This window comes from Aeromonas sp. QDB54 (genome assembly GCF_027707385.1).
Taxonomy (GTDB): domain Bacteria; phylum Pseudomonadota; class Gammaproteobacteria; order Enterobacterales; family Aeromonadaceae; genus Aeromonas; species Aeromonas hydrophila.
The window spans coordinates 262,492-283,736 of the sequence record NZ_JAPCIT010000003.1 but is presented as its reverse complement, the minus strand read 5'-3'; the positions used below and the strand labels follow the sequence as shown (position 1 = coordinate 283,736).

General features: G+C 64.4%; 22 protein-coding genes and 1 pseudogene. 6 read left to right on the top strand and 17 right to left on the bottom strand.

Annotation, left to right across the window (positions count from 1 at the left end; translation table 11 throughout):
* Window positions 1–76 precede the first annotated feature (76 nt).
* The 7 genes and pseudogenes from PG881_RS04840 to PG881_RS04810 all read right to left on the bottom strand — a co-directional run.
* Window positions 77–241 (bottom strand): annotated as a pseudogene (locus tag PG881_RS04840) (winged helix-turn-helix domain-containing protein); the annotation flags it as partial.
* Window positions 242–542: 301 nt separating this feature from the next.
* On the bottom strand, window positions 543–1,949 hold the full coding sequence (locus PG881_RS04835; protein WP_270798270.1) for a 2-succinylbenzoate--CoA ligase: 1,407 nt from the start codon (window positions 1,947–1,949) through the stop codon (window positions 543–545).
* A gap of 10 nt (window positions 1,950–1,959) precedes the next feature.
* The gene (menC, locus tag PG881_RS04830) at window positions 1,960–2,889 is read right to left on the bottom strand and encodes an o-succinylbenzoate synthase (protein ID WP_270798269.1); all 930 of its coding nucleotides are present in this window, start codon (window positions 2,887–2,889) and stop codon (window positions 1,960–1,962) included.
* Complete coding sequence (gene menB / locus PG881_RS04825; protein WP_039215084.1) at window positions 2,889–3,749, bottom strand: 1,4-dihydroxy-2-naphthoyl-CoA synthase; 861 nt, start codon at window positions 3,747–3,749, stop codon at window positions 2,889–2,891. The genes menC and menB overlap by 1 nt, the downstream gene beginning before the upstream one ends.
* Window positions 3,742–4,512, bottom strand: a complete 771-nt coding sequence (gene menH / locus PG881_RS04820) for a 2-succinyl-6-hydroxy-2,4-cyclohexadiene-1-carboxylate synthase (RefSeq protein WP_270798268.1) — start codon at window positions 4,510–4,512, stop codon at window positions 3,742–3,744. The genes menB and menH overlap by 8 nt, the downstream gene beginning before the upstream one ends.
* A complete protein-coding gene (menD, locus tag PG881_RS04815; RefSeq protein WP_270798267.1) occupies window positions 4,502–6,232 on the bottom strand; it encodes a 2-succinyl-5-enolpyruvyl-6-hydroxy-3-cyclohexene-1-carboxylic-acid synthase in 1,731 nt (576 codons plus the stop codon). The genes menH and menD overlap by 11 nt, the downstream gene beginning before the upstream one ends.
* A 34-nt stretch (window positions 6,233–6,266) precedes the next feature.
* A complete protein-coding gene (locus PG881_RS04810) occupies window positions 6,267–7,613 on the bottom strand; it encodes an isochorismate synthase (protein ID WP_270798266.1) in 1,347 nt (448 codons plus the stop codon).
* Window positions 7,614–7,820: 207 nt separating this feature from the next.
* Here PG881_RS04810 and PG881_RS04805 point away from each other — a divergent pair, with 207 nt between their 5' ends.
* Together PG881_RS04805 and PG881_RS04800 are read left to right on the top strand one after the other, a co-directional pair.
* Window positions 7,821–8,726, top strand: a complete 906-nt coding sequence (locus PG881_RS04805; protein ID WP_024943656.1) for a 1,4-dihydroxy-2-naphthoate polyprenyltransferase — start codon at window positions 7,821–7,823, stop codon at window positions 8,724–8,726.
* A 106-nt stretch (window positions 8,727–8,832) separates the two neighbouring features.
* Entirely contained in the window at window positions 8,833–9,048 is a 216-nt protein-coding gene (locus PG881_RS04800) for a DUF6500 family protein (RefSeq protein ID WP_029304506.1), read from the top strand.
* A gap of 79 nt (window positions 9,049–9,127) precedes the next feature.
* On the opposite strand, the gene PG881_RS04795 is transcribed toward PG881_RS04800, so the two are convergent.
* Window positions 9,128–10,525 carry a PepSY-associated TM helix domain-containing protein gene (locus PG881_RS04795; protein ID WP_270798265.1) on the bottom strand — a complete coding sequence of 466 codons (1,398 nt, stop codon included), beginning with the start codon at window positions 10,523–10,525 and terminating at the stop codon, window positions 9,128–9,130.
* Between the two features lie 274 nt (window positions 10,526–10,799).
* Here PG881_RS04795 and PG881_RS04790 point away from each other — a divergent pair, with 274 nt between their 5' ends.
* Window positions 10,800–11,195 carry a hypothetical protein gene (locus tag PG881_RS04790; RefSeq protein WP_024943653.1) on the top strand — a complete coding sequence of 132 codons (396 nt, stop codon included), beginning with the start codon at window positions 10,800–10,802 and terminating at the stop codon, window positions 11,193–11,195.
* Window positions 11,196–11,225: 30 nt separating this feature from the next.
* On the opposite strand, the gene PG881_RS04785 is transcribed toward PG881_RS04790, so the two are convergent.
* Together PG881_RS04785 and dbpA are read right to left on the bottom strand one after the other, a co-directional pair.
* Window positions 11,226–11,516, bottom strand: a complete 291-nt coding sequence (locus tag PG881_RS04785) for a YkgJ family cysteine cluster protein (protein WP_016349308.1) — start codon at window positions 11,514–11,516, stop codon at window positions 11,226–11,228.
* Between the two features lie 72 nt (window positions 11,517–11,588).
* On the bottom strand, window positions 11,589–12,965 hold the full coding sequence (dbpA, locus tag PG881_RS04780; protein WP_270798264.1) for an ATP-dependent RNA helicase DbpA: 1,377 nt from the start codon (window positions 12,963–12,965) through the stop codon (window positions 11,589–11,591).
* 564 nt (window positions 12,966–13,529) lie between these two features.
* Here dbpA and PG881_RS04775 point away from each other — a divergent pair.
* Window positions 13,530–14,735, top strand: coding sequence for a NupC/NupG family nucleoside CNT transporter (locus tag PG881_RS04775; protein ID WP_016349310.1), 1,206 nt, complete (start codon window positions 13,530–13,532; stop codon window positions 14,733–14,735).
* A 92-nt stretch (window positions 14,736–14,827) separates the two neighbouring features.
* Here PG881_RS04775 and PG881_RS04770 read toward each other — a convergent pair whose 3' ends face one another.
* The 4 genes from PG881_RS04770 to PG881_RS04755 all read right to left on the bottom strand — a co-directional run bounded on the left by PG881_RS04770 (window position 14,828) and on the right by PG881_RS04755 (window position 16,870).
* Window positions 14,828–15,328 (bottom strand): metal-dependent hydrolase, encoded by a 501-nt coding sequence (locus PG881_RS04770; protein ID WP_270798263.1) that lies wholly within the window; start codon window positions 15,326–15,328, stop codon window positions 14,828–14,830.
* A 92-nt stretch (window positions 15,329–15,420) separates the two neighbouring features.
* A complete protein-coding gene (locus tag PG881_RS04765) occupies window positions 15,421–15,978 on the bottom strand; it encodes a cytochrome b/b6 domain-containing protein (RefSeq protein ID WP_016349312.1) in 558 nt (185 codons plus the stop codon).
* A gap of 48 nt (window positions 15,979–16,026) precedes the next feature.
* Entirely contained in the window at window positions 16,027–16,296 is a 270-nt protein-coding gene (locus tag PG881_RS04760) for a PepSY domain-containing protein (RefSeq protein ID WP_270798262.1), read from the bottom strand.
* Between the two features lie 121 nt (window positions 16,297–16,417).
* Window positions 16,418–16,870 (bottom strand): YaiI/YqxD family protein, encoded by a 453-nt coding sequence (locus tag PG881_RS04755; protein ID WP_011704516.1) that lies wholly within the window; start codon window positions 16,868–16,870, stop codon window positions 16,418–16,420.
* Window positions 16,871–16,975: 105 nt separating this feature from the next.
* Here PG881_RS04755 and zntB point away from each other — a divergent pair, with 105 nt between their 5' ends.
* A complete protein-coding gene (gene zntB, locus PG881_RS04750; protein WP_017408928.1) occupies window positions 16,976–17,968 on the top strand; it encodes a zinc transporter ZntB in 993 nt (330 codons plus the stop codon).
* Window positions 17,969–17,977: 9 nt separating this feature from the next.
* Window positions 17,978–18,496: a mechanosensitive ion channel domain-containing protein gene (locus PG881_RS04745; protein WP_029301879.1), complete on the top strand. Its 519-nt coding sequence runs from the start codon at window positions 17,978–17,980 to the stop codon at window positions 18,494–18,496.
* Window positions 18,497–18,538: 42 nt separating this feature from the next.
* On the opposite strand, the gene PG881_RS04740 is transcribed toward PG881_RS04745, so the two are convergent.
* The 3 genes from PG881_RS04740 to PG881_RS04730 all read right to left on the bottom strand — a co-directional run bounded on the left by PG881_RS04740 (window position 18,539) and on the right by PG881_RS04730 (window position 21,210).
* Complete coding sequence (locus PG881_RS04740) at window positions 18,539–18,787, bottom strand: hypothetical protein (protein ID WP_011704519.1); 249 nt, start codon at window positions 18,785–18,787, stop codon at window positions 18,539–18,541.
* 63 nt (window positions 18,788–18,850) lie between these two features.
* Entirely contained in the window at window positions 18,851–19,426 is a 576-nt protein-coding gene (locus tag PG881_RS04735) for a DNA-J related domain-containing protein (protein ID WP_270798258.1), read from the bottom strand.
* Complete coding sequence (locus PG881_RS04730; RefSeq protein WP_270798255.1) at window positions 19,423–21,210, bottom strand: cation:proton antiporter; 1,788 nt, start codon at window positions 21,208–21,210, stop codon at window positions 19,423–19,425. Before PG881_RS04730 ends, PG881_RS04735 begins: the two co-directional genes overlap by 4 nt.
* Between the last annotated feature and the right edge of the window lie 35 nt (window positions 21,211–21,245).

Genomic DNA, 21,245 nt, shown 5'->3' with positions numbered 1-21,245 from the left:
AAAATCGGCTCAAACATGAAGAAATGAAATGACTGAGTCAGCCGAGAAGAATTTCCCCGCTTATTCGCACCTTCCCTTGCAGTTTGCTTCTTGGAATGACACTGCCAGCCTCATCACACAGCATTTCGAGCAGCTCGGCTTCTTTGTTGCTGAGCTTGATGTCCTTTTCTCCCTTAGAGAGTCGGAATATTGCCGCGGAGAAAAATATCTCCTCTGCAATTTTATAATTTTTGTTACTCATGTGTGACTCGCCTTACTGCCAAGGAGAGCATTTTACCACCATGCAGTCTTTGTTCAAATAATGCAAAATTGACAATATCGTTAACTATCAAACGGTTACCTTTCCATTGAAATGCATGATGGCGGATATGGTACTACAGGTAATTAATTCAGTTCAAAAAACGTGCAAAAAAATAGCCATTTATGTAATCGTTCTCACTTACTTGGGCCTGTGAGGGGGATTTTGACACCGCCAGCATTTTCTTTCGAATAATGTGCGTATTTGGATGACTCCTGCATGCCAGGTCCTGTCGCAGGAGTGATTATTGCGCCTTAAGAATATTCTGATATTGCCTGCGCTGCGGCTTGAGGTGACCACCCAGATCGGGCCAGGGGTGCCACTGGTCCGGCACCATGAAACCGGGCAGGGTTTGCCGGATCCAGGCCGCCAGATCGGCAGGGGGCACAGGTTCGCCATGCCAGTCGATGAAGGCGGCCGGGCGCTGCCCCCACTCATCGCTTGGCACCGGCACCACCAGCGCCTGCGCCACGGCGGGGTGATCCACCAGCCGCTGCTCTATGGTCTCGGGCTGGATGTTCTCACCCCCGGAGATGAAGAGATTGTCGAGCCGCCCCTCCACCACCAGTTCGCCATCGACGGTGAAATACCCCTTATCACGGGTGTGGAACCAGCCTGCCTCATCGAGCGGCCGCTCTAGCCCACCTGCTTTGAAATAGCCGGCAAACAGGGTGTCACCGCGCACGCAGATCTCCCCCTGCTGGATGCAGACCTCCCGTCCCGGCAGCGCCTTGCCCACCACGCCGGCGGTGGACGGCCGACCGGTGCAGACCTGGCTGCCCATCTCGGAGAGGCCGTAACTCACCTTGGGCACCAGCCCCATGGCGCTCAGCCGGTTCACCAGGGGCTGGGGAATGGCGGCGCCGCCGAGCAGCAGCTCGCGCAGCCGGGTACGGGCTGGATCGAAGCCCTGCGCCAGCAGCCGCCAGAGCTGGGTCGGCACCAGGGAGAGATGGGTGATGGGTTGCTGTTCGAGCCGCTCCCTGAGCGGGCGGCTGCGATCGTCCAGCACCAGGGCTGCACCCGCCAGAAAGACCCGGAACAGGATGGCGTAACCGCCGACATGAAACAGCGGCAGGGAGAGCAGCCAGCCGCACTCGGTGTCGAGTGGGATCACGGCGGCCGAACCCCGCGCCGAGGCCAGATGATTGGCCAGCCGGTGTACCACGGCCTTGGGCGTGCCGCTGGAACCCGAGGTGAGGATCATGTTGTTGAGCCGGGCAGGATCCAGCATGCAGTCACCTTCGTCCGCCACCAGCTCATGGGTGAAGTCGAGCCGCAGTGGCTGCCAGTTGCCGGTCGGGATTTCGCCTGCCGACCAGCAGGCCTTGACGGCGAGCAGGGCCGCCAGCTCCGCTTGCCGCGCCAATGGAAAGGCAGGATTGAGCGGGCAGAAGACGATGCCGCTGCGCACGCAGGCCCAGGCCAGCAACAGGTCGGGCAGGGCGCCGCGCACCACGGCGGCGAGGCGATCACCGGCCTGCAGGCCCGCCAGCGCCAGCTGCCGGCACAGGCCGTTGAGTCTGGCATCCAGCTGCTGGTAGGTGAGCGGGTCGGCGGCGTGAATGGCGATGCGGTGTGGGGCGGACCTCGCCCAGTGACGCACCGGGCAGGGTTGTTGAGGGTGGTGATGGTCAGATAGCGGTGGCATGCAGGCCCCTTCAATCACGGTGAAACAGGGGCTCCAGCAGGCTCAGGTCGGGTTTGCCGGCCGCGTCCAGCAGATCGGCGGCCAGCCAGCGCCGGGTATCCAGGCCGGGGGCCTGATCCGGCGCCCATTCACCCGCCAGATGGAACAGCTGGTTCAGGCCGAGGCCGGATTCGAAGCAGGAGGAGACGATCACCTTGAGGCGCAGCTCGCGAGCGCGGGCAACCAGCGCCTCGCAGTGGGCCAGGGAGCCGAGCAGGGTGGGCTTGAGCACCAGGGCGCGCAGCTGGGGAATGGGCTCCCACGGCTTGCCCTGGGCCAGCAGCTCGTCGATGGCCACCGGCATGCCGGTACGGTTGGCCACGAAGGCGATGTCGGCAAAGTCGGCGCAGGGGTCTTCCAGGTACTCGATCCGGTTTGGATCCAGATGGCCGCAGAAGGCCCAGGCCTCCTCGCGGGTCCAGCCCTGGTTGGCGTCCAGCACCAGCTTGAGGGTAGGGATGCGGTCGCACAGCAGGCGGATCAGCGCCAGCTCGTCGCGCATGGGATAGCGGGCCACTTTCAGCTTGGCCTTGCTGGGGGTCTTGTGCAGCCAGTTCTTCCAGTGTTTGAGCAGCTCCTGGGGGGAACCCTGGATAAGCGGATAAGGCTCCGGCAGCGGGGTGGTCTGGGCAGGCCAGCAGCGGCGGGCGCAGTCCAGCCCGAATTTCACCGAAGGGAGTTGCGGGGTGATCTCCTGCCCCGCCGCCAGCAGTTCCAGACAGGCGATGGCTTCGGCTTGCGCCTCGGCCAGGCTCTCGCGGGAGAAGCCGGGCAGGGGGGCGATTTCCCCCCAGCCGTCGTCAACGCGGACCAGCAGGCCCTCTCGCGCCACCTCCACCTTGCCGTGAAAGGCCAGGGGCTGGGTAAAAGGCAGTTGGTAGCGATAGAGAGCGAGTGTCATCAGGGATTCCGCTTGTATTTGGAGAAGTCGGGACGGCGTTTCTCGTTGAACGCGTTGCGCCCTTCCTGACCCTCTTCGGTCATGTAGAACAGCATGGTGGCATTCCCCGCCAGCTCCTGCAAGCCGGCCTGGCCGTCGCAGTCGGCGTTGAGAGCGGCCTTCAGGCAGCGCAGCGCCATCGGGCTGTTCTGCAGCATCTCGCGGCACCAGCGCACGGTTTCACGCTCCAGCTCCGCCAGCGGCACGACGGTGTTGACCAGCCCCATGTCGAGGGCTTGCTTGGCATCGTACATGCGGCACAGGAACCAGATCTCGCGGGCCTTCTTCTGGCCGACGATGCGGGCCATGTAGGAGGCACCCCAGCCGCCGTCGAAGGAGCCCACTTTCGGACCGGTCTGGCCGAACTGAGCGTTGTCGGCGGCGATGGTCAGATCGCACATCATGTGCAGCACGTGGCCGCCACCGACCGCGTAGCCGGCCACCATGGCAACGACCGGTTTCGGGCAGGTGCGGATGTCGCGCTGGAAGTCGAGCACGTTGAGGTGATGGGTCCCCTCGTCATCGCGATAGCCACCGTAGTCGCCACGGATCTTCTGGTCACCGCCGGCGCAGAAGGCCTTCTCGCCAAAGCCGGTCAGGATGATGGTGCCGACCTGATCGTCGTAGCGGGCATCGGCCAGCGCCTGCAGCATCTCTTTGACGGTGCGGGGGCGGAAGGCGTTACGTACCTGGGGGCGGTTGATGGTGATCTTGGCAATGCCATCGTCGGACTTGTGATAGAGGATATCCTCGTAACCGGCGGAGCAATCACGCCACTCGACGGGGGCATAGAGTTCCGCTTCAGTCATTGCTTCAATCATGACGCTTCTCTTCTTGTTGTTGGTTGACCCACTCCGCGAGGAGCCGGGCAAAAGTCTCAGGCTGGTGGGCATGCAGATTGTGGCCGCCATCCAGCTCCAAGTGGTTGATTTTGCGATGCTGACTCGCCATGAGGCAAGCCAGCTGATGGAATTTGTGATCCCGCTTGCCGCTCACGTAGGTGACCGGCAGCGCACCTTGCGCCAGCCAGTCGCCGAGATCCGGCTGCTGGCCCAGGGAGGTGGCGCGCAGCATGGCGGCCACGGCCTTGCCGTCGTTGCCAAGGCGGCGGGCTATCTGGCGGGCGCGGGCATCCTCGCCCAGATCGGCGAACACCCCCTGCCGATACCAGTCGGCCAGCACGGTCGCCAGGGGCTCCTGCTCGAAGCGCCGGGCCCAGCCCTCATCGTGGGCGAGACGGGCGGGCCGCTCTGCCGGTGGTAGGCCGGGGTGGCAGTTCTCCAGCAGCAGGGCCTGCAGCCCAGCCGGCGACTGGCTGGCGTGATAGAGGGCGAGCCGCCCGCCCAGCGAATAGCCCACCAACAGGTAGCGACAGATGCCGCGCGCGGCCAGCTCGTCGCACAGCCAGCGATGGGCCTGCTCGAACCCCGCTACCCGCACTGCCTGGTTGCTGCCGTGGCCCGGCAGATCCAGCTCCAGGCTGGGGAGGTCGGCCAGGGCCGCCTGCACGGGTTGCCAGTCGTTGGCATCGCCGAGCAGGCCGTGCAGCAGCACCAGCGTCGGCTGGTCGGCACTAGCTGCCACGGATCGCGCTTCCCAGTGCCTTCAGATCCTCGGCGACTTCGCTGCTGGGGACCTTGATTTCAATCAGCGTTACCCCCTTTTCCAGTGCGGCGGCGTAATCCCGTTCAAAGTCGGCGAGGGTGGCCGGCGCCCGGTAGTGGAGGCCGAACATGGCGGCAGCGTGTTCGAAGTGCAGGCCGTGGGGCAGGCAGTAGTAGGTCTCCAGCAGCGCGTCCTGGGTCGGCACCGGCAGCATGCGAAAGATGCTGCCGCCGTCGTTGTTGAGCAGGATCACCACCAGCGGCCGGCTCGATTTGCCGAGCAGCGCCAGGCTGTTGAGGTCGTGCAGGGCGCTGAGATCGCCGAGCAGCAGGGTGGTGGGCTCATTGTTGCCCGATCCGACCGATTGCGCGAAGCCGTAGGCGGTGGCGATGAGGCCGTCGATGCCGGAGGCGCCGCGGTTGGTCATCACCCGGCTGGGGCCCTTGCCCACTTCGCCGAGCATGTCCATCAGCCGGGCCGGCATGCTGTTGCCGACAAACAGCTGGCCCCTGATCAATTGGTTCAGGCGGTGGCACACCCCGAGCTCGGAGAAACGCTCGCAGGCACTGCGCACCTGCTGGCTCACGGCCTGCTGGCGCTCCGCCAGCCGGTGCCAGGGCAGGTGCGGGTGCGCCACCGGATGGGCGGCGGCAAAGGCGCCGGGTTCGCACAGCAGGCGGCGGCGCAGCCGGTAGTCCGGGTCGAGCCGGGCTGGCTGCGGGTCGATGAGCCAGTATGCCTGCCAGGGCTGCTGCTTGATGAACTGACCGAGCCGCTTGGAAATGAGGCGGGCGCCAAATTGCAACAGCACCTCGGCCCGGGCCAGTTCGGCCACGAAGCCGCTGTGTTGCAGGGCGAGATCGGCGTGCACCAGGTTGCGGCCATCAAAGCGCAGCTGGCTCTGCAGGTCAGCCAGCAGTGGCCAGCCGAGCCGCTCGGCCAGGGCGGCGACCGCCTTGGCCTGGGCGGGATCCTGGATGCGGCCGGCGATGATGAGGCCGCGCTTGCCCTGCAGCTCGTCCCAGTCGGGCTGATGCGGGCAGGGGGCCTGCGCCAGTTGCCAGGGGCTCCAGGGCTCGGACGAGCGGAGCCAGTCGCCGAGGGGGGCCAGGTAGGCGGAGAAGTCCAGATAGGTGTCGCCCGGATAGAGGGGCTCCGGGTACATGCAGTTGAAGTGCACCGGCCCCGGCGTGCGCGCCTGCTGGGCCAGCGCCTGATCCACCGAGCTCAGCACGAAGGCGGCCGGGATGGTGGCGGTGGGGCTCGGCAGGTTCTGCTGATAGACGGGGTAGCGGCCGAAGATCCCCTGCTGATCGATGGCCTGGTTGGCGCCGTTGTCGATGAGTTCGGGCGGCCTGTCGGCAGAGAGGATGATGAGCGGCACGCCGGTGAGTTGCGCCTCGGCCACCGCCGGCCAGAGGTTGGCCACCGCGGTGCCCGAGGTCATGATCACCGCGACCGGGCGGCCGCTGCCCTTGGCCAGCCCCAGCGCCATGAAGCCGAGGCCGCGCTCGTCAAAGTGCAGATGGCGGCGAAAGCCGGGGTGGGCGGCCGCCGCCATGGTGAGCGGCGCCGAGCGCGAGCCGGAGGCCAGCGCGATGTCGCGCACGCCGAGGCGAAAGAGCTCCTCCAGCAAGAGGGAAGACCAGACGTGGTTGAAGGTGGCATGGTGGCTGGCAAACTCTTGACGCGCGGACATGAGGCTCTCGCAGTGAGGAAACGGTGAGAAAACGCTATCCCAGCAGGGAGAGCACGTTGGCGATCTTGTTGTCGAGTTCGGCCCACTCGGCGGCAGGCTCTGAACCCGCGACGATACCGGCGCCGGCAAACAGGGTGATGGCCTGTGCCGTGATGCGGGCGCTGCGGATGGCGACCGAGAACTCCGAGGTCTCCCGGCTCAGCATGCCGCAGGCGCCCGCATACCAGCCGCGATCATAGGGCTCGCGCTCGCGGATGAAGGCCAGCGCCGCCTCGCGCGGGGCACCGCCCACCGCGGGGGTGGGGTGCAGCGCTTCCAGCAGTTGCCAGTCGCAGACACCGGGCTTGAGCTCGGCCTCGATGTCGCACTTGAGGTGCTGCAGCAGCCGCAGTTTGAGAATGCGCGGCTCGGTCAGGCTGGCATCCGTGGTGAGCGGCGCCAGCCGGCTGAGGATGTCGGCGTGTACCAGCCGGTTTTCCAGCCGGTTCTTGCTGTCGGCCAGCAGCTCGGCGGCCAGTTGGGCATCAACCTCTTCGTCGCCGGAGCGGCGGATGGTGCCCGCCAGCGCCTCGGTGAAGAGGTGCTGATGTTCACGGCGATAGAGCCGCTCGGGGGAGCAGGCGATGAAGCTCTGCTCGGGCGAAAACTGGAAGCCGAAGTGAAAGCAGTCCTGACCGTGCTGTGCCCAGCTGGCCAACAGCGACCAGGGGGCGACGGCCTGCGGGTCGACCGCGTGCGTCGCACCGTCATGGGTGAGCCGGCTCTGGCGCGACAGCACCACCTTGGGGGTGTGGGCCTGGAAGTCGGGGGCGGTAACCTGCTCGACCAGGGTCTGCCACTGTGGCTGGCTCGGGCAATCTTCCCGCTGCCATGAATGACGAGTCAGCGGCGGCAGAGGGGCTTCCGGCCGAAGGGCGTCGAGGGCAGCGGCGGCGGCCTGCAGTTCGGCCTCGAAGGCGTCGCTGCCGGTCTGCTCTGGCAACCAGAGGTTGAGGCAGAGGGTGACGCACTCGCCACGGCGCACCAGCTCGATGCGGGGCAGCACGAAGCGGCAGGGGCCGAACCCCTGCCAGCCGGGCTGGGTGGGGTCGAACGCCAGTCCGCCATAGTAGCGGGGGCTGTCGTCATGGGGCTGGCTGGTCTGTTCGCAGACCTGACGGATCGCCTGGGATTCAGTCAGCTCGCTCAGGCAGCCCAGCGCCACGTATTCGGGACGGTCGTGTCCTCTGGCATGCCAATAGATACGGGGATAGAGGGTCTGCGCCGCGAGCCAGCCCAGAAAGGAGCCGACCTCGATTGCCACGCGCAGCCGTACGAAGCCGCTGGCATTGCCGTGACGCAGGGCGTCCAGTTGTTGCTTGATATGGGTCTGAGCCAACATGGATTTCGTCTATGAGCCGATAGTGACGGTCCATCCTGCAGAAGGATGCCGTTGGTTTATGCCAAAGGAGCGATTATTCCTATATATTATCTGCCCATTCGTCCATGTAAATCGCCCGGGGAGCTACCTCCCGAGGGGCCAAGTATACCGAAATCCGGTTCGATAACCCTTAACACGATCAATATCTGATTGTTTGGCCATCACAATATGACAAATACCTTATCTATTTGGTTGCTGGCGGCGCGTTTGCGAACGTTGCCGCTGGCGTGCTCCTCCATTTTGCTGGGTTCCGGGCTTGCGGCCAGCCGCGGTGCCTTCGACGGCACCATCATGGCACTCTCCCTGCTGACCGCCATTCTGCTGCAGATCCTCTCCAATCTGGCCAACGATTATGGGGATGCGGTATCCGGGGCGGACAATGGCGAGCGGATCGGCCCCCAGCGCGCCGTGGTCTCCGGCCTCATCACCCGCCGGCAGATGTGCGTGGCCATGGCGCTGACCGCGCTGGCCGCGGTGGTCAGCGGCCTCGCCCTGCTGGGCTGCGCTTTTGGCGATCAGTGGCTGCAGATCCTCACCTTCGTGCTGCTCGGCGGCGCCGCCATCGTCGCCGCCATCACCTACACGGTGGGCAAGACCCCTTACGGCTATCGCGGCTTCGGCGACATCTCGGTGTTCCTGTTCTTCGGCCTGCTGGGGGTGCTCGGCTCTTACTACCTGTTCACCAAGACCCTGCAGTGGGATCTGCTGCTGCCGGCCACCGCCTGCGGCCTGCTGGCCACTGCGGTGCTCAACATCAACAACGTGCGCGACATCGAGACCGACGCGGTCAGCGGCAAGATCACCCTGGCGGTGCGGCTCGGTCGCAACCGGGCCATCGCCTACCACTGGGTACTGCTGGGGGCGGCGTTGCTGACCACCATCGCCTTCCTGCTGACCCAGCCCGCCAGTTTCTGGCCCTGGATCTTCCTGCCGGCCATGAAGCCACTCACCGATGCCGCCAAGACCCTGCGCCAGAGCTTCGATGGCGAGGTGCTGACCGGCGCGCTCAAGAAGACCGCCATCAGCGCCTTCCTCTACAGCCTGTTGCTCTCCATCGGGCTGGCGCTCTCCTGACCGGGTGTCATGTGATCGGCAAGGCAAAAGGGCTCCCGGACGGGGGCCCTTTTTGTTGGTTGAGGTATGCTGGCCGGCCAATCACTCATCAGGCCGGAACGCCGCCATGCGCGACTCGCTCAAACAGAAAATCATTCAGGTGTGCCATCAGAAAATCGCGCAGAAGGGGGAGACTGTCGGCGTCTCCTTCTATGCGTTTTTTGCCAACCGCAATGACGACCCCGAGTTGCTGATGGAGGCGGCGACCTGGTGGATCCAGACCCAGCGCCTCGATCACTTCGAGAAGGCGAGGAAGATCCTCCAGCTGGTGGAGCAAGCGTAAAGGCGCGCTGAAACCAGGAGGGCTCCCGTGTGGGAGCCCTCCTTGATTCGCTGCTTGGTGCGGTGCACGGTGCCGGCGACTAGCTGACCCGTGCCAGCCGGGGTGCCCGACGGCGGGCGAAGAGCAGGCAGTCCAGCAGCCAGATCACCAGCATGGAGCCGCCCACCAGCGGGAAGCAGATACCGAGCAGGATCAACAGGGCAATGGCACCGCGCATGGGGGGCAGGCTGGCCGGCAAGGGCGGGGCGGCGAGGCGACCACTGGGGCGGCGGCTCCACCAGATCCAGAGCCCGCTCACCGAGCTCAGCAACACCAGCAGGCAGATGAGCAGCATGGCCAGCTGGTGCGGCCAGCCGTAGAGCTTGCCCATGTGCAGCATGACGCCGGTTTCCACCGTCTTGGCGACCGGGCCGTAGTCTTGCCAGCGCACGTCGGCCAGCACCTTGCCGCTGTATTGATCGATGTGCAGGGTGGCATCGTTGCGCGGATCATCGGCCGAGATGGCGATGGTGTAGACGCCGCTCGCCCCGGCCGGTGGCGTGATGCTGTAGCCCGGCGTGACCTGGCGCGCAGCGGCGATCTCCACCACCTGTTGCAGCGGGATGCGGTGCTCCGCCATCACCATGCCGTCGTGCTCGCCGCCGTGACCCATGGCGCTGTGGTCGTGGGCCTTGGGCTCGGCCGAGCTGGGGATGGGGGTGTTCTCGACCGCCCAGGGGACTGTCTGTTGATGGGAATGGTTGAGGCTGCGCGCCAGGGGAGCCGACTTGGGTACCTCGTTCCACATGGCGGCCGGGAAGCGATTCCAGACGGCGGCAAACTGATCGCCCCAGAAGCCGGTCCAGGTCATGCCGCTCAAGAGCAGCAGCAGCAGGAAACCGGCTCCCCAGAAACCGACCACGGCGTGCAGGTCGCGCCACCAGAGCCGCCCGCGCTGGCTCCAGCGCGGCCACAGGATGCCGCCGACTCCTGGCCCCTTGCGTGGCCACCAGAGATAGAGCCCGCTGATGAGCAGCACTATGCCCCAGCCGGCGGCCAGCTCGATCAGCCGATCCCCTATGGTGCCGAGCAGCAGGTCGGCGTGCAGGGCGCGCGCCACCGCCTGCAGATTCCACTTGTTGTCCAGAGTGCCGAGCAGGGCGCCGCTGGCGGGATCGAGGAACAGGGTCAGCTCGTTGCCGCCCTGGCGGACGATGAACTGGGCGCTGGCCTCCGGGCTGACCGGTGGCAGGTACTTGCTCAGGCTGGCATCCGGCATGGCCACCATCGCCTTGACCAGCAGCTGATCGGCGCTGAGCGGCTGGCTGACGGGGGCGACCTTCATCAGCTCGGGGTACATCAGGTTGTCGAGCTGGGGCTTGAACAGATAGACGATCCCGGTCAGCGAGAGCAGGATCAGGAAGGGGGCGACGAAGAGACCCGCATAGAAGTGCCAGCGCCAGATGCGCTGATAGTGGTTCGCGTCCCGATTTTTCATCTCTGTTCCTTGCGCCGTGAGTTAACGTTTCAGTTGGTGGAATGTTGGTGGCGGCGCGGATGATAGCAGCAACGTTTTGTTAACTGCAACAGAACATGGCGGCTGGCCGATGTGGCGGGCAAGGGCGTGCTGAGCCGGCGGCCAGTGGGTCAACCGGTGACGCAGTCCATCCAGGCTAGCGTCTGGCAGAATGGACTTTTTGCAGAGAAATCCTTACCTTGTTGCAACATAAAAGGGTGCTTGCGCGACGAAAAATCCAGGGAAGGAGGCAGACGTGAAGTTGCAACCACACGGCCATTTCGAGATGCAGCGACGCGGTCAGGTGCTGATCTGCCGCCCGAGCGGCCCCTTCAATCTGGCGGGGGCCATGGCCTATGAGGCCCAGTTCAGCCAGCAGATCGCCAGCCTGCGCGACGCGCCCTGGGGCATTGTCGAAGTGGCGACCGAGTTCGAGGCAGCGGGCCCCGAGGTGCTGGCCCGCTTTCGCCGCCAGTTCGGCTGGTGCGCCAGCAACGGCTGCGCCTTTCTGGCGGTGGTGCTGGCGGGCAGCTTCAAGCAGTATCTGGCGGATCAGGTGTTCAGCGGTTTGCCGTTTCAGGGCGTCCGCTACTTCGAGCAGACCGACGAGGCGCTGCAGTGGCTGGAACGGCAACTGGCCGGGCTGGTCTGACGGCACGGCAGGCTGATTATTACCCGCAGCTCAATTGAGCTTGATAAACCACTTGTCCCGCTCGTCGACGCAGTCGGGTTCGCCCATTTCAAATTCACGGCATATCAAGGGGCGGACTTCGTAGATGCGGCACATCATGGTGTTGCGGTCGAGCGCCGCGCACCAGCCATCTTCCAGCCGGTGCATCACAGGCACTTCACCTTCTCGCTCTTCCACATAGCGATCCGGTACGCCGGTATCGGTAAACAGCATCACCTCGAGGCGGCAGCAGCAGGCTTCGCAGTTCTGGCAGCTCACTTCGGGTCGGGTTGTCTGGGTCATGGCATCTGCCTTGTTCTCATGGGCACGGATAAATATGAAACAGGCGCCGAACCGGCGCCTGTGTCGTGAACCTTAGCCCAGCTTGCGAGCGCGGTAGCTGCGCCCCTTGATCTTGCCTTCCTGCAGCCGCTTGAGGGCGGCGCTCGCCACCTGGCGCTTCACCGCCACGTAGGAGTACTGCTCGGAAATCTGGATCTTGCCCACATCGGCCCCGGCAATGCCGCCTTCGCCAGTCAGGGCGCCGAGGATGTCACCGGCGCGCACCTTGCTCTTGCGGCCCGCATCGATGGAGAGGGTCACCATCTGCGGTGCGATCGGCTTGATGTCGCGGCCGATCCCGGCCAGGTCGCCCTGGGGAATGGGGGCCTGCTGGTACTCCTCGATGAAGTTGACGCGCTGGGCCTCGTTCGGCTGGTAGAGGCTCAGTGCCAGGCCCTGCTGGCCGGCGCGGCCGGTACGGCCGATCCGGTGCACGTGCACCTCGGGGTCGTAGGTCAGCTCGTAGTTGATGACTGCCCCCAGTTCCTTGATGTCGAGACCGCGGGCGGCCACATCGGTAGCCACCAGGATGGTGGCGCTGCCGTTGGCGAAGCGCACCAGCACCTGATCCCGCTCGCGCTGCTCCAGGTCGCCGTTCAGCGCCAGCGCCGAGAAGCCCTTGGCGGCCAGGTGATCGGCCACGTCGTTGCAGGCCCGCTTGGTGTTGCAGAACACCACGCAGGAGCTCGGCTGGTAGTGGCTGAGCAACCAGCCGAGGGCGTCGAGGCGCTGGCCGGCCGGCACTTCATACAGCTTCTGCTTGATGGCGCTGTCTTCGTGCAGGGACTCCACGCTCACCTCGACCGGGTTGCGCTGCACACCGCGGCTCATCTGGGCGATCCCCTCCGGATAGGTGGCGGAGAACAGCAGGGTCTGCCGATCGCACGGGGCGTGGCTGATGACCCGGTTGATGTCTTCGCCAAAGCCCATGTCCAGCATGCGATCCGCTTCGTCCAGCACCAGCGTCTTGAGGCCGTCCAGCTCGAGGGTGTCCTGCTCCAGGTGCTTGAGGATCCGGCCCGGGGTGCCGACGGCGATGTGGGCGCCAAAGCTCAGGGTGGCGGATTGCGGTGCGGTCGGGGTGCCGCCGCACAGGGTGACCAGCTTGACGTTGGGCAGGGTACGGGCAAGACGGCGGATCTCGGTGGCAACCTGATCGGCCAGCTCGCGGGTCGGACAGAGCACCAGCGCCTGCACCTCGAGTCGGTTGACATCGAGGTTGGCAAGCAGGCCGAGGCCGAAGGCGGCGGTCTTGCCGCTGCCGGTTTTTGCCTTGGCGATCAGGTCTTTGCCATCGAGTACCAGGGGCAGACTCTGGGCCTGGATCGGGGTCATCTGCAGATAACCCAGGCTGGCGAGGTTGTCCTGCAGGGCGGGGGAGAGGTTCAGGCTGCTAAATTCGTTGTTCACAAAAAGACTCTATATCGGAGAAAACGGGCTGCGCCGTGCGCAAGGGCGCGCATTGTACCAGAAAGCGCTGCCGGGTGTGGCGGATTTTTGAACGACTGGACGGCGACGATGACGGGGCCGCCGCCGGGGAAAAACGGTGGCGGCATGTTGTCCGGCTCGTCTGAAAATACCCCACTGCCTTTCGGGAATTAGCTGAAAGAGGCCGGGCCATTCATCGCAAATAAGATAAACGTTTGTCACTTTGATTTGATTAAATAAATTCGCCGTAAATTTAACCTCACCGCTATGACGCCATTCGCCAGGTTTTAAATAAATGTGAGAAAGCTGTGAAAATAGCCCTTTCAGACTGAGTGGTTTATTTTCAACTTACTGTTTATTAATGATTTTTATGTTTATTGAACAATGATTAGATGCTTGCGTGAGCGTTTAATTAATTTAAAAACGTTTGTATTATCCAGCATGCATATTTTTACCGCAGATTGTGATGGCTATCTGATTTTTAAATATGCAAATGTCTATGATGGCGCCGGTCAAAAAATTACAAATTACTCAGGTGCTACTGGTATGGAATACGTTCACTTTGTGCTCGGACTCGTGATGGTCCTCGCTCTTGCTTTGCTGGCCAACCGCCACAACTGGAAACAGATCAAACTGCGTTATATCGGCCAACTGCTGGTGGTCGAACTGGCGCTGGCCTGGTTCATGCTGAACTCCGAAGTGGGTCTGGCGGTGGTGGGTGGCTTCGCGGCCGGCTTCACCAAGTTGATGGAGTTTGCCAAACAGGGTACCGACTTCGTGTTCGGTGGCCTGGTCAATGAAGGGGCCTTCTCCTTCTTCCTGATGGTACTGATGCCCATCGTCTTCATCTCCGTGCTGATCGGTATCCTGCAGTACATCCGTCTGCTGCCGCTGGTGATCCGCGGCATCGGTACCGTGCTGGCCAAGATCAACGGCATGGGCAAGCTGGAGTCCTTCAACGCCATCAGCTCCATGATCGTCGGCCAGTCCGAGAACTTCATCGCGCTCAAGAACATCCTGCCGCACCTGAACGAGAAGCAGATGTACACCCTGGCCGCCACTGCCATGTCCACCGTTTCCATGTCCATCGTCGGTGCCTACATGCAGCTGATCGAGCCGCGCTACGTGGTGGCCGCGCTGGTGCTCAACATGTTCAGCACCTTCATCGTGCTGTCGCTGATCAACCCCTACGAGCCGGACAATACCGTGACCGACGCCAAGGCGCTGGCCGAAGGTGACGAGCACCACAGCCCGAAGAAAGAGAACTTCTTCGAGATGCTGGGCGAGTACATCATGGCCGGTTTCACCGTGGCGGTCATCGTGGGCGCCATGCTGGTCGGCTTCATCGCCCTGATTGCCCTCATCAACTACCTGTTCGAGATGGCATTCGGCGTCAACTTCCAGTTCGTCATGGGCTACCTCTTCTACCCGATCGCCTGGATCCTGGGCATCCCGAGTGGTGAGGCGCTGCAAGCCGGCTCCATCATGGCGACCAAGCTGGTGACCAACGAGTTCGTGGCCATGATGGATCTGGGCAAGATCGCGGCCCAGCTCTCTCCGCGCACCATCGGCATCCTCTCCATCTTCATGGTGTCGTTCGCCAACTTCAGCTCCATCGGCATCATCGCCGGTGCGGTGAAGGCGCTGAACGAAGAGAAGGGCAACATGGTCTCCCGCTTCGGTCTGAAGCTGGTGTACGGCTCCACCCTGGTGAGCCTGCTCTCCGCCGTGATTGCCGGTGTGATGCTGTAATACCGCCACCTGCGCTCACCATGACAAACCCCTGCCTCGGCAGGGGTTTGTTTTTTTGGGCAACAGCAGGGGGGAGCTGGCCTGACGGACCGCTAGCCTGGCCAGTGGGCCCAGTAACCGGCGGCCAGCAGGGTGAGAGTGCAAAAGCCGGTCTCGACGGCGCCGCCACTTTTGAGCGGCCAGCCCGGCAGCCGGTAGCGGCGCTTGCTGGGCCACAGCAGCGGAATGCCGGCCGGGGTGAGCCAGTCTCCCTGCAGGTGGCTGAGGTAGCCGATGATGAGAGCATCCTTGACGCCGGTGGGCAGCAGGGCGGGAGCCAGGCTCTGATCCAGTCCCCAGATGGCGGCGGCCACCGCCAGCAGGCTGTGGGTGAAGCCGCGATGGCCGAACAGCCGCGACAAGGGTTTGGAAATCCAGGGCAGGCGTTGCCCCAGCACCGACTTGGGGTGGTCGAGGTCCGGCAGCAGGGCGCTGGCCAGTGCGGCAGGAATGGTGTGCCACAGGCTGGCGTCGGCCAGGGCCGGCGTCAGCTGGAGTTTGTGGGCGAGCAGGGTGCAGGTAACGGAGAAGAGCAGGTGCCCTTGGGCGGTCATGATGGCTACGACATGGGGAAAATGGCGGCGCATCTTACCAGTGTCGCGGGCCATTGCAGCAAAAAACCGGGGCCCGAGGGGCAGCCCGGTCATTAACTGCGCGGATCTTCCACCTTGGCGTCGGCGGGCACCCGTTTTTTGCCCAGCACCATGGCGCGCACCAGGTCGCTGCGGGTGAGGCGATCGGTCAGGATCACCACGGCCGCATGGACGCCGACGGCGGCCATCAGGGTGTTGGCAATGATGCCGTGCAGCTCCTCCATCCAGTCCTCGCCCCAGAAGGCATCCCAGGTGGTGAGCCAGCCGGTGACGACGGTGCCGACCAGCGACAGCAGCAGCAGCCAGATCATCAGGGCGCCGACTGGGTTGTGGCCGAGGTAGTAGGGGTGACGCCTCTGGGCCAGTTGACGCAGGTAGTAGCGAACCCGGGCCGGGGTCGGCCACCACTGGCCGAAGCGGGCGTAATGGGGACCGACCAGCCCCCACAGCAGGCGGATGATCAGCAGGATGCCCACTGTGTAGCCGGCATATTTGTGGGGCTTGCTGCCCTCTTCCAGCACGAAGAAGTTGAGCAGGCAGAGGGTGACGGTGGCCCAGTGAAACACCCGGATGAGGGGATCCCAGACTTTCACTTCAGACGAGGTTGTCATGGCGTGGCTCCATAGAAAGGGCCGGCAGGAGACCGGCCCATGGCCGGATTATTCGTCGATCTCTTCTTTCACTTTCTTCAGATCGGTCGGGTCGAAGTAGATCTCGACCTTGCGCTTCTCCTTGTCCCAACCGTAAATCTCGTAGCAGTTGGTCTTGGTGACCTTGAACTTCTTGATGTCGTAGCCCATCGCCTTGATCTGCTGCTGGGCGTCGGTTTCGCTCATCCACTTGCTCTTGTCGGCCTGGGTACATTGGGGATCGGCCAGGGCTGCGCCGCTCAACAGGGGGATCAGTAACAACAGGGGGGTCAGTTTCATTGCTTGCTCCTTGCGGGTGGTTGGGTCAACAGCCACAAGGTTAGTTCACCTGCCTTAAGAAAGAATTAAGCGCAAAGGGAAATGAATGGGTCTCCCCGGTGGCCGACCGGGGAGGGGGTAATCAACTCAGCTTGCCTCGGATGAGCCACTTGTCGAGGGCGTTGGCGAAACGCTGCTTGTCGGCCGCGTTGAGGGGGGCCGGGCCGCCGGTCTGCACCCCGGCCGAGCGCAGCTCCTCCATGAAGTTGCGCATGCCGAGCCGCGCCTTGATGGTCTCGCGGGTGTAGATCTCGCCGCGGGGATTGAGCGCCTCGCCGCCGGCATCGATCACCCAGGAGGCGAGCGGAATGTCGCCGGTGATCACCAGATCGCCGGGTTTGACCTGCTGGGCGATGACATGATCTGCCACATCGAAGCCCTTCTCCACCTGCTGGGTCTTGATGAAGGGGGATGGGGGCACCCGCAGCCCCTGATTGGCCACTAGCGTGGTCACCACCTGGGCACGGTGGGCGGCGCGGTAGAGGATCTCCTTGACCGGAATGGGGCAGGCATCGGCATCAACCCAGATGGGCATGGCAGGGCTTCCTGTGTCTGAAACGAGTGGCGCATCTTAACACGGCCGGCGCGGGGCGGCTGCCCCGGGGCTGAGTCGGGCCCGGCTTTGGTGTAAGCTGGGCCGATGAACATGAGCGAAAAGGACGAGCAGATGGATCGGGTGCCCAGTGACGTAATTTATGGCCTGACCCTGGATGGCAGGGGTGGCATGCAGCCACTGGTGGCGGGCAGCGAGATACCGGCAAAGCAGCCGGGCTGGCTGCATCTGGACTACGGCAATCCGGAGGCGGCGCGCTGGCTGCTGCAGACCCCGCTGCTCAATGATGCGGCGCGCGAGTCGCTGCTCGGCCAGAGCAATCGCCCCAAGCTGGTCCGGATGGGGGAGACGGTGCTGCTGATCCTGCGCGGCATCAACCACAACAAGGATCACAGGCCGGAAGAGATGGTGGCGCTGCGCATCTACATCACCCCGGATCTCATCATCAGCAGCCGGCGCCGGCCGCTGTTGTCGGAGCAGGACGTGTTCAACCAGCTCAAGCTGGGGGGCGGCGCCGATACCCCGGCCGACTGGCTGGTGGAGATCTGTGACGCCCTGACCGACCGGGCCGGGGAGTTCGTCGAGGAGCTGCACGACCAGATCCTGGATCTGGAGGAGATGGTGCTGATGCGCGACCTGCCCGCCAACGGCAGGCTGGCGCTGATCCGCAAGCAGCTCATCATGATCCGCCGCTACCTCTCGCCGCAGCGGGATCTGGTGGCGCGCCTCGCCAACGAGAAGATCAGCTGGCTGGATGAAGATGACCGCCGGCGTCTGCTGGACATCGCCGACCGGTTGCGGCGCTGGCTGGACGATCTGGATGCCGGGGTGGCGCGTACCGCCGTGCTGGCGGACGAGATCAACAACCTGATGGCGGAGGCGACCAATCGCCGCGCCTACCAGATGTCGGTGATGGCGCTGCTGTTCCTGCCCGCCAGTTTCCTGACCGGCCTGTTCGGCATCAACCTGGGGGGCATCCCCGGAGCCGAGAGCCCGACCGCCTTCTGGATCTTCTGCGGCTCCCTGGTGGCGCTGGCGACCGGGCTGGCGGTCTGGCTCAAGCATCGGCGCTGGTGGTAAGGAGCAGACATGACGACATGGGAATCTTTTGGCGTGACCCTGCTGTTGCTGCTGGGCCACACCCTCGTTCGCGGGCTCATTCACAAGAGCCTGCTGGCGCTGGCCCAGACCCGGCAGGTGAGCGAGAACCGGGTGCTCTACGTGGAGCATGTGTTCCACTTCCTGCTCGGCTGCGCCACCCTGCTGATCCTGGCCGGGGTGTGGGGGCTCGACTTCTCGCGGCTGGTGGTGCTGGCCTCCTCTTTCTTCGCGGTGCTGGGCGTCGCCATGGTGGCGCAGTGGTCGATCCTCTCCAACATCACCGCCAGCATCACCATCTTCTTCGCCTTTCCCTACAAGATTGGCGACCGGATCCGGATCCTCGACAAGGATGACTCGGTCACCGGGGTCATCACCGAGATTGGCCTCTTCTACGTGCGGGTGCGCGATGACAACGGCGATCTGGTCACCTATCCGGCCAACCTGATCCTGCAAAAGCCGGTCAGGCGGCTGGAGGGCAAGGGGGCGGAACCCCTGCAACCGGAATGAGAAAAGGCTCCCGCGGGAGCCTTTTTTGAGCCTGCCGATCCCTCAGCGTTCGAAGAAGCGGTAGAGGTGCTCGACCTGGATCGGGCAATCCGCCACCAGGTGCACGTGCTGGCGGGCCTCCTCGACCGAGCCGAAGTAGCGGGGGCAGCCCAGGGTGTCGGTCATCTCGTACAGCTTGCCGTCCTGACCCCTGAACTCCACGATCCAGCCGGGCAGGATGGCGTCCTGCAGGATCTCGGCTTCCTTGAAGGCTTGCTGCTGATAGAGCTGGCGAAGTTCGCTGACTGTCATGACATCCTCCCGTGACGCTTGATGCCACTTCAAGTCTAGTGGCTGCGGTCGGGGTCGGCCGGCTCATTTGGCCGATTTGAGGTGCTCCCAGGCCCAGCGCAGGCGGATGAAGGTGTCGGCATCGCCCCCGCGATCCGGGTGGTGTTGCAGCGCCAGCTCCCGCCAGCGGCGGCGGATGGCATCGGGTTGTGCCCCGGTCGGCAGGGCGAACAGGGTCAGCGCCTCGGCCCTGTGTTCATCCCGCTCACAGGCCCGCCAGAAGCTGCCGAGCAGCGTCTCCACCTCCTCCCGGTCGGTCTGCCAGAACACCTGCCAGTCGAGGTAGTAACTGCGCAGCGCCTCGCCCCGGGCGAGGGCGCTTCCCCCCTCGCGGGTGGCGAGCGGTTCGAGCCGGATATCCAGGGTGCTGATCACCAGCCACCACCCTTCGCCATGAAGTTCGGCCTGCAGCTGGTAGAGAGCGTTCATGATGAGGAAGTTGAGCCGGAACAGCTGCAGCTGCTCATCCCCCGGCAAAGGCGGAATGGCCTCCTGGCGGCGCAGCTCGGCCAGCAGTTCGTGCACCTTGTAGCTGCCGCTTGCCTGCCGCAGCAGTGTCAGCAGTGGGGCCAGCAGCGGGTTGGGCCGGGTCTCGCTCATGGGATGGCCGTCTCCTTCGGCGGCTGCAGGGCGATCAGCAGCTCCCCGGCCAGCGGCTCGACGGGGCCGGTGACGATGCGGGGCCGCCCCTTGCCGTCCAGCACAAACAGCGGAATGGCGCCCGGGTTGGCCTCCTGGTACTGGGCCCAGTCGAACGCCTCGCTCAGCCGGGTTGCCTTGATCTGGCCGCCCCGGCTCAGCAGGCCGCTCAGCCGGGCGTAGTTGATGTCGGGACCGAACAGGTTCTGGCGGGCGCGGAAGGTGGCACTCTCCCGATTGGCCTTGCCGTGCTGCTCGCTGGAGCGCAGGGAGTAGACCTTCTCCTCGCCGTAGAGGTGGGCGAAGTGCAGCACGCCGAGGGCGTTGTTGTGGCGGTTGGGGGAGAGCGCCAGCACTGTGCTGATGCTGGTGAGCGGCAGATGCAGCTCGGCGTGTTCGGATTGCGGATTGCCGAAGTAGCAGGGCAGGTTGCTCATCCGTGCCTGACGGCAGAACTCCCAGGCCGGATCGCAGAGCTGGACCGGCACCCCCTGATCCGCCAGGGCCCGGCCGATGGCCCGCGCCACCGAGTTGGCCCCGATGATGAGCCAGGTGTTGGGGGCGCTCTGGCGCATCTTGAGCAGACCGGCCAGCGGCGCCGAGGTGAGGCTCTGCAGCACCACGGTGGAGATGATCACCGCAAACACCAGCGGCACCAGCTTGTCGGCATCGGGAATGCCGGCCTGGTGCAGGCTGATGGCGAAGGAGGCGCTGACCGCCGCCGCGACGATGCCGCGCGGTGCAATCCAGCCGAGCAGGGCGCGGGCCCGCCAGGAGAGATCCGATCCCCAGGTGGAGACCAGGATGCAGAGCGGGCGTGCCACGAACTGCACCACGCACAGCAGAGCCAGCACCATGGGGCCGAGCTGCCAGAGCTGGGCCAGATCGAGGCGGGCCGCCAGCAGGATGAACAGGGAGGAGATGAGGATGACGGCGAGATCCTCCTTGAAAGCCAGCACCTCTTCCAGATCCAGCCCCTCCTGATTGGCGAGCCAGATGCCGAACACGGTGACGGCCAGCAGGCCGGATTCGTGGCTGAGCCAGTTGGAGAGGCTGAAGGTGACCAGTACCAGCGCCAGCACCCCGAACTTGTGCAGGCTGACCGGCAGCCAGTCCTTGCGGATCAGCAGGGTGGTGAGCCAGCCGGCGCCGACCCCGATGAGCGACCCTACCCCCACCGTCTTGGCCAGCGCCAGCAGGGTGTGGCCGATGAGATCCCCCTGACTGCCGAGGCGCACCGCCTCGAACACCAGCACCGCAAACAGGGCGCCGATGGGATCGATGACGATCCCCTCCCAGCGCAGGATGCGGTCCACCTCCCGGGTGGGGCGGATCACGTTGAGCATGGGGGCGACCACGGTCGGGCCGGTCACCACCAGCACGGCGCCGAGCACCATGGCGACCCGCCAGTCCAGCCCCAGCAGGAAGTAACCGGCGCTGCCGATGACGGCGAAACTGGCCAGCATGCCCACCGAGCAGAGGTTGCGTACCACCTTGCCGATCCCTTTCAGCTCGGCCAGGTGCAGGGTGAGCGCCCCCTCGAACAGGATGATGGCGACCGACAGGGAGACTAGCGGAAACAGCAGGTCGCCGAGCAGGGCATCGGGGTCGAGCAGGCCGCTGACCGGGCCCAGCAGCAGGCCGGTGAGCAGCAGAAACAGGATGGCGGGCACCCGCAGCGACCAGGCCAGCCACTGGGCCAGCACTGAGACCAGGGCGATCCCGGCCAGGGAGAGAGCAATCATGCAGACCTCGATTAAGGCGATGAACCTGGAGGAAG

Coding starts and splice junctions, on each gene's coding strand:
- PG881_RS04835 (WP_270798270.1), bottom strand. CDS start 1,949: ATGCCACCGCTATCTGACCATCACCACCCTCAACAACCCTGCCCGGTG.
- menC (WP_270798269.1), bottom strand. CDS start 2,889: ATGACACTCGCTCTCTATCGCTACCAACTGCCTTTTACCCAGCCCCTG.
- menB (WP_039215084.1), bottom strand. CDS start 3,749: ATGATTGAAGCAATGACTGAAGCGGAACTCTATGCCCCCGTCGAGTGG.
- menD (WP_270798267.1), bottom strand. CDS start 6,232: ATGTCCGCGCGTCAAGAGTTTGCCAGCCACCATGCCACCTTCAACCAC.
- PG881_RS04810 (WP_270798266.1), bottom strand. CDS start 7,613: ATGTTGGCTCAGACCCATATCAAGCAACAACTGGACGCCCTGCGTCAC.
- PG881_RS04805 (WP_024943656.1), top strand. CDS start 7,821: ATGACAAATACCTTATCTATTTGGTTGCTGGCGGCGCGTTTGCGAACG.
- PG881_RS04800 (WP_029304506.1), top strand. CDS start 8,833: ATGCGCGACTCGCTCAAACAGAAAATCATTCAGGTGTGCCATCAGAAA.
- PG881_RS04795 (WP_270798265.1), bottom strand. CDS start 10,525: ATGAAAAATCGGGACGCGAACCACTATCAGCGCATCTGGCGCTGGCAC.
- PG881_RS04785 (WP_016349308.1), bottom strand. CDS start 11,516: ATGACCCAGACAACCCGACCCGAAGTGAGCTGCCAGAACTGCGAAGCC.
- PG881_RS04775 (WP_016349310.1), top strand. CDS start 13,530: ATGGAATACGTTCACTTTGTGCTCGGACTCGTGATGGTCCTCGCTCTT.
- PG881_RS04770 (WP_270798263.1), bottom strand. CDS start 15,328: ATGACCGCCCAAGGGCACCTGCTCTTCTCCGTTACCTGCACCCTGCTC.
- PG881_RS04765 (WP_016349312.1), bottom strand. CDS start 15,978: ATGACAACCTCGTCTGAAGTGAAAGTCTGGGATCCCCTCATCCGGGTG.
- PG881_RS04760 (WP_270798262.1), bottom strand. CDS start 16,296: ATGAAACTGACCCCCCTGTTGTTACTGATCCCCCTGTTGAGCGGCGCA.
- PG881_RS04755 (WP_011704516.1), bottom strand. CDS start 16,870: ATGCCCATCTGGGTTGATGCCGATGCCTGCCCCATTCCGGTCAAGGAG.
- zntB (WP_017408928.1), top strand. CDS start 16,976: ATGAACATGAGCGAAAAGGACGAGCAGATGGATCGGGTGCCCAGTGAC.
- PG881_RS04745 (WP_029301879.1), top strand. CDS start 17,978: ATGACGACATGGGAATCTTTTGGCGTGACCCTGCTGTTGCTGCTGGGC.
- PG881_RS04740 (WP_011704519.1), bottom strand. CDS start 18,787: ATGACAGTCAGCGAACTTCGCCAGCTCTATCAGCAGCAAGCCTTCAAG.
- PG881_RS04735 (WP_270798258.1), bottom strand. CDS start 19,426: ATGAGCGAGACCCGGCCCAACCCGCTGCTGGCCCCACTGCTGACACTG.
- PG881_RS04730 (WP_270798255.1), bottom strand. CDS start 21,210: ATGATTGCTCTCTCCCTGGCCGGGATCGCCCTGGTCTCAGTGCTGGCC.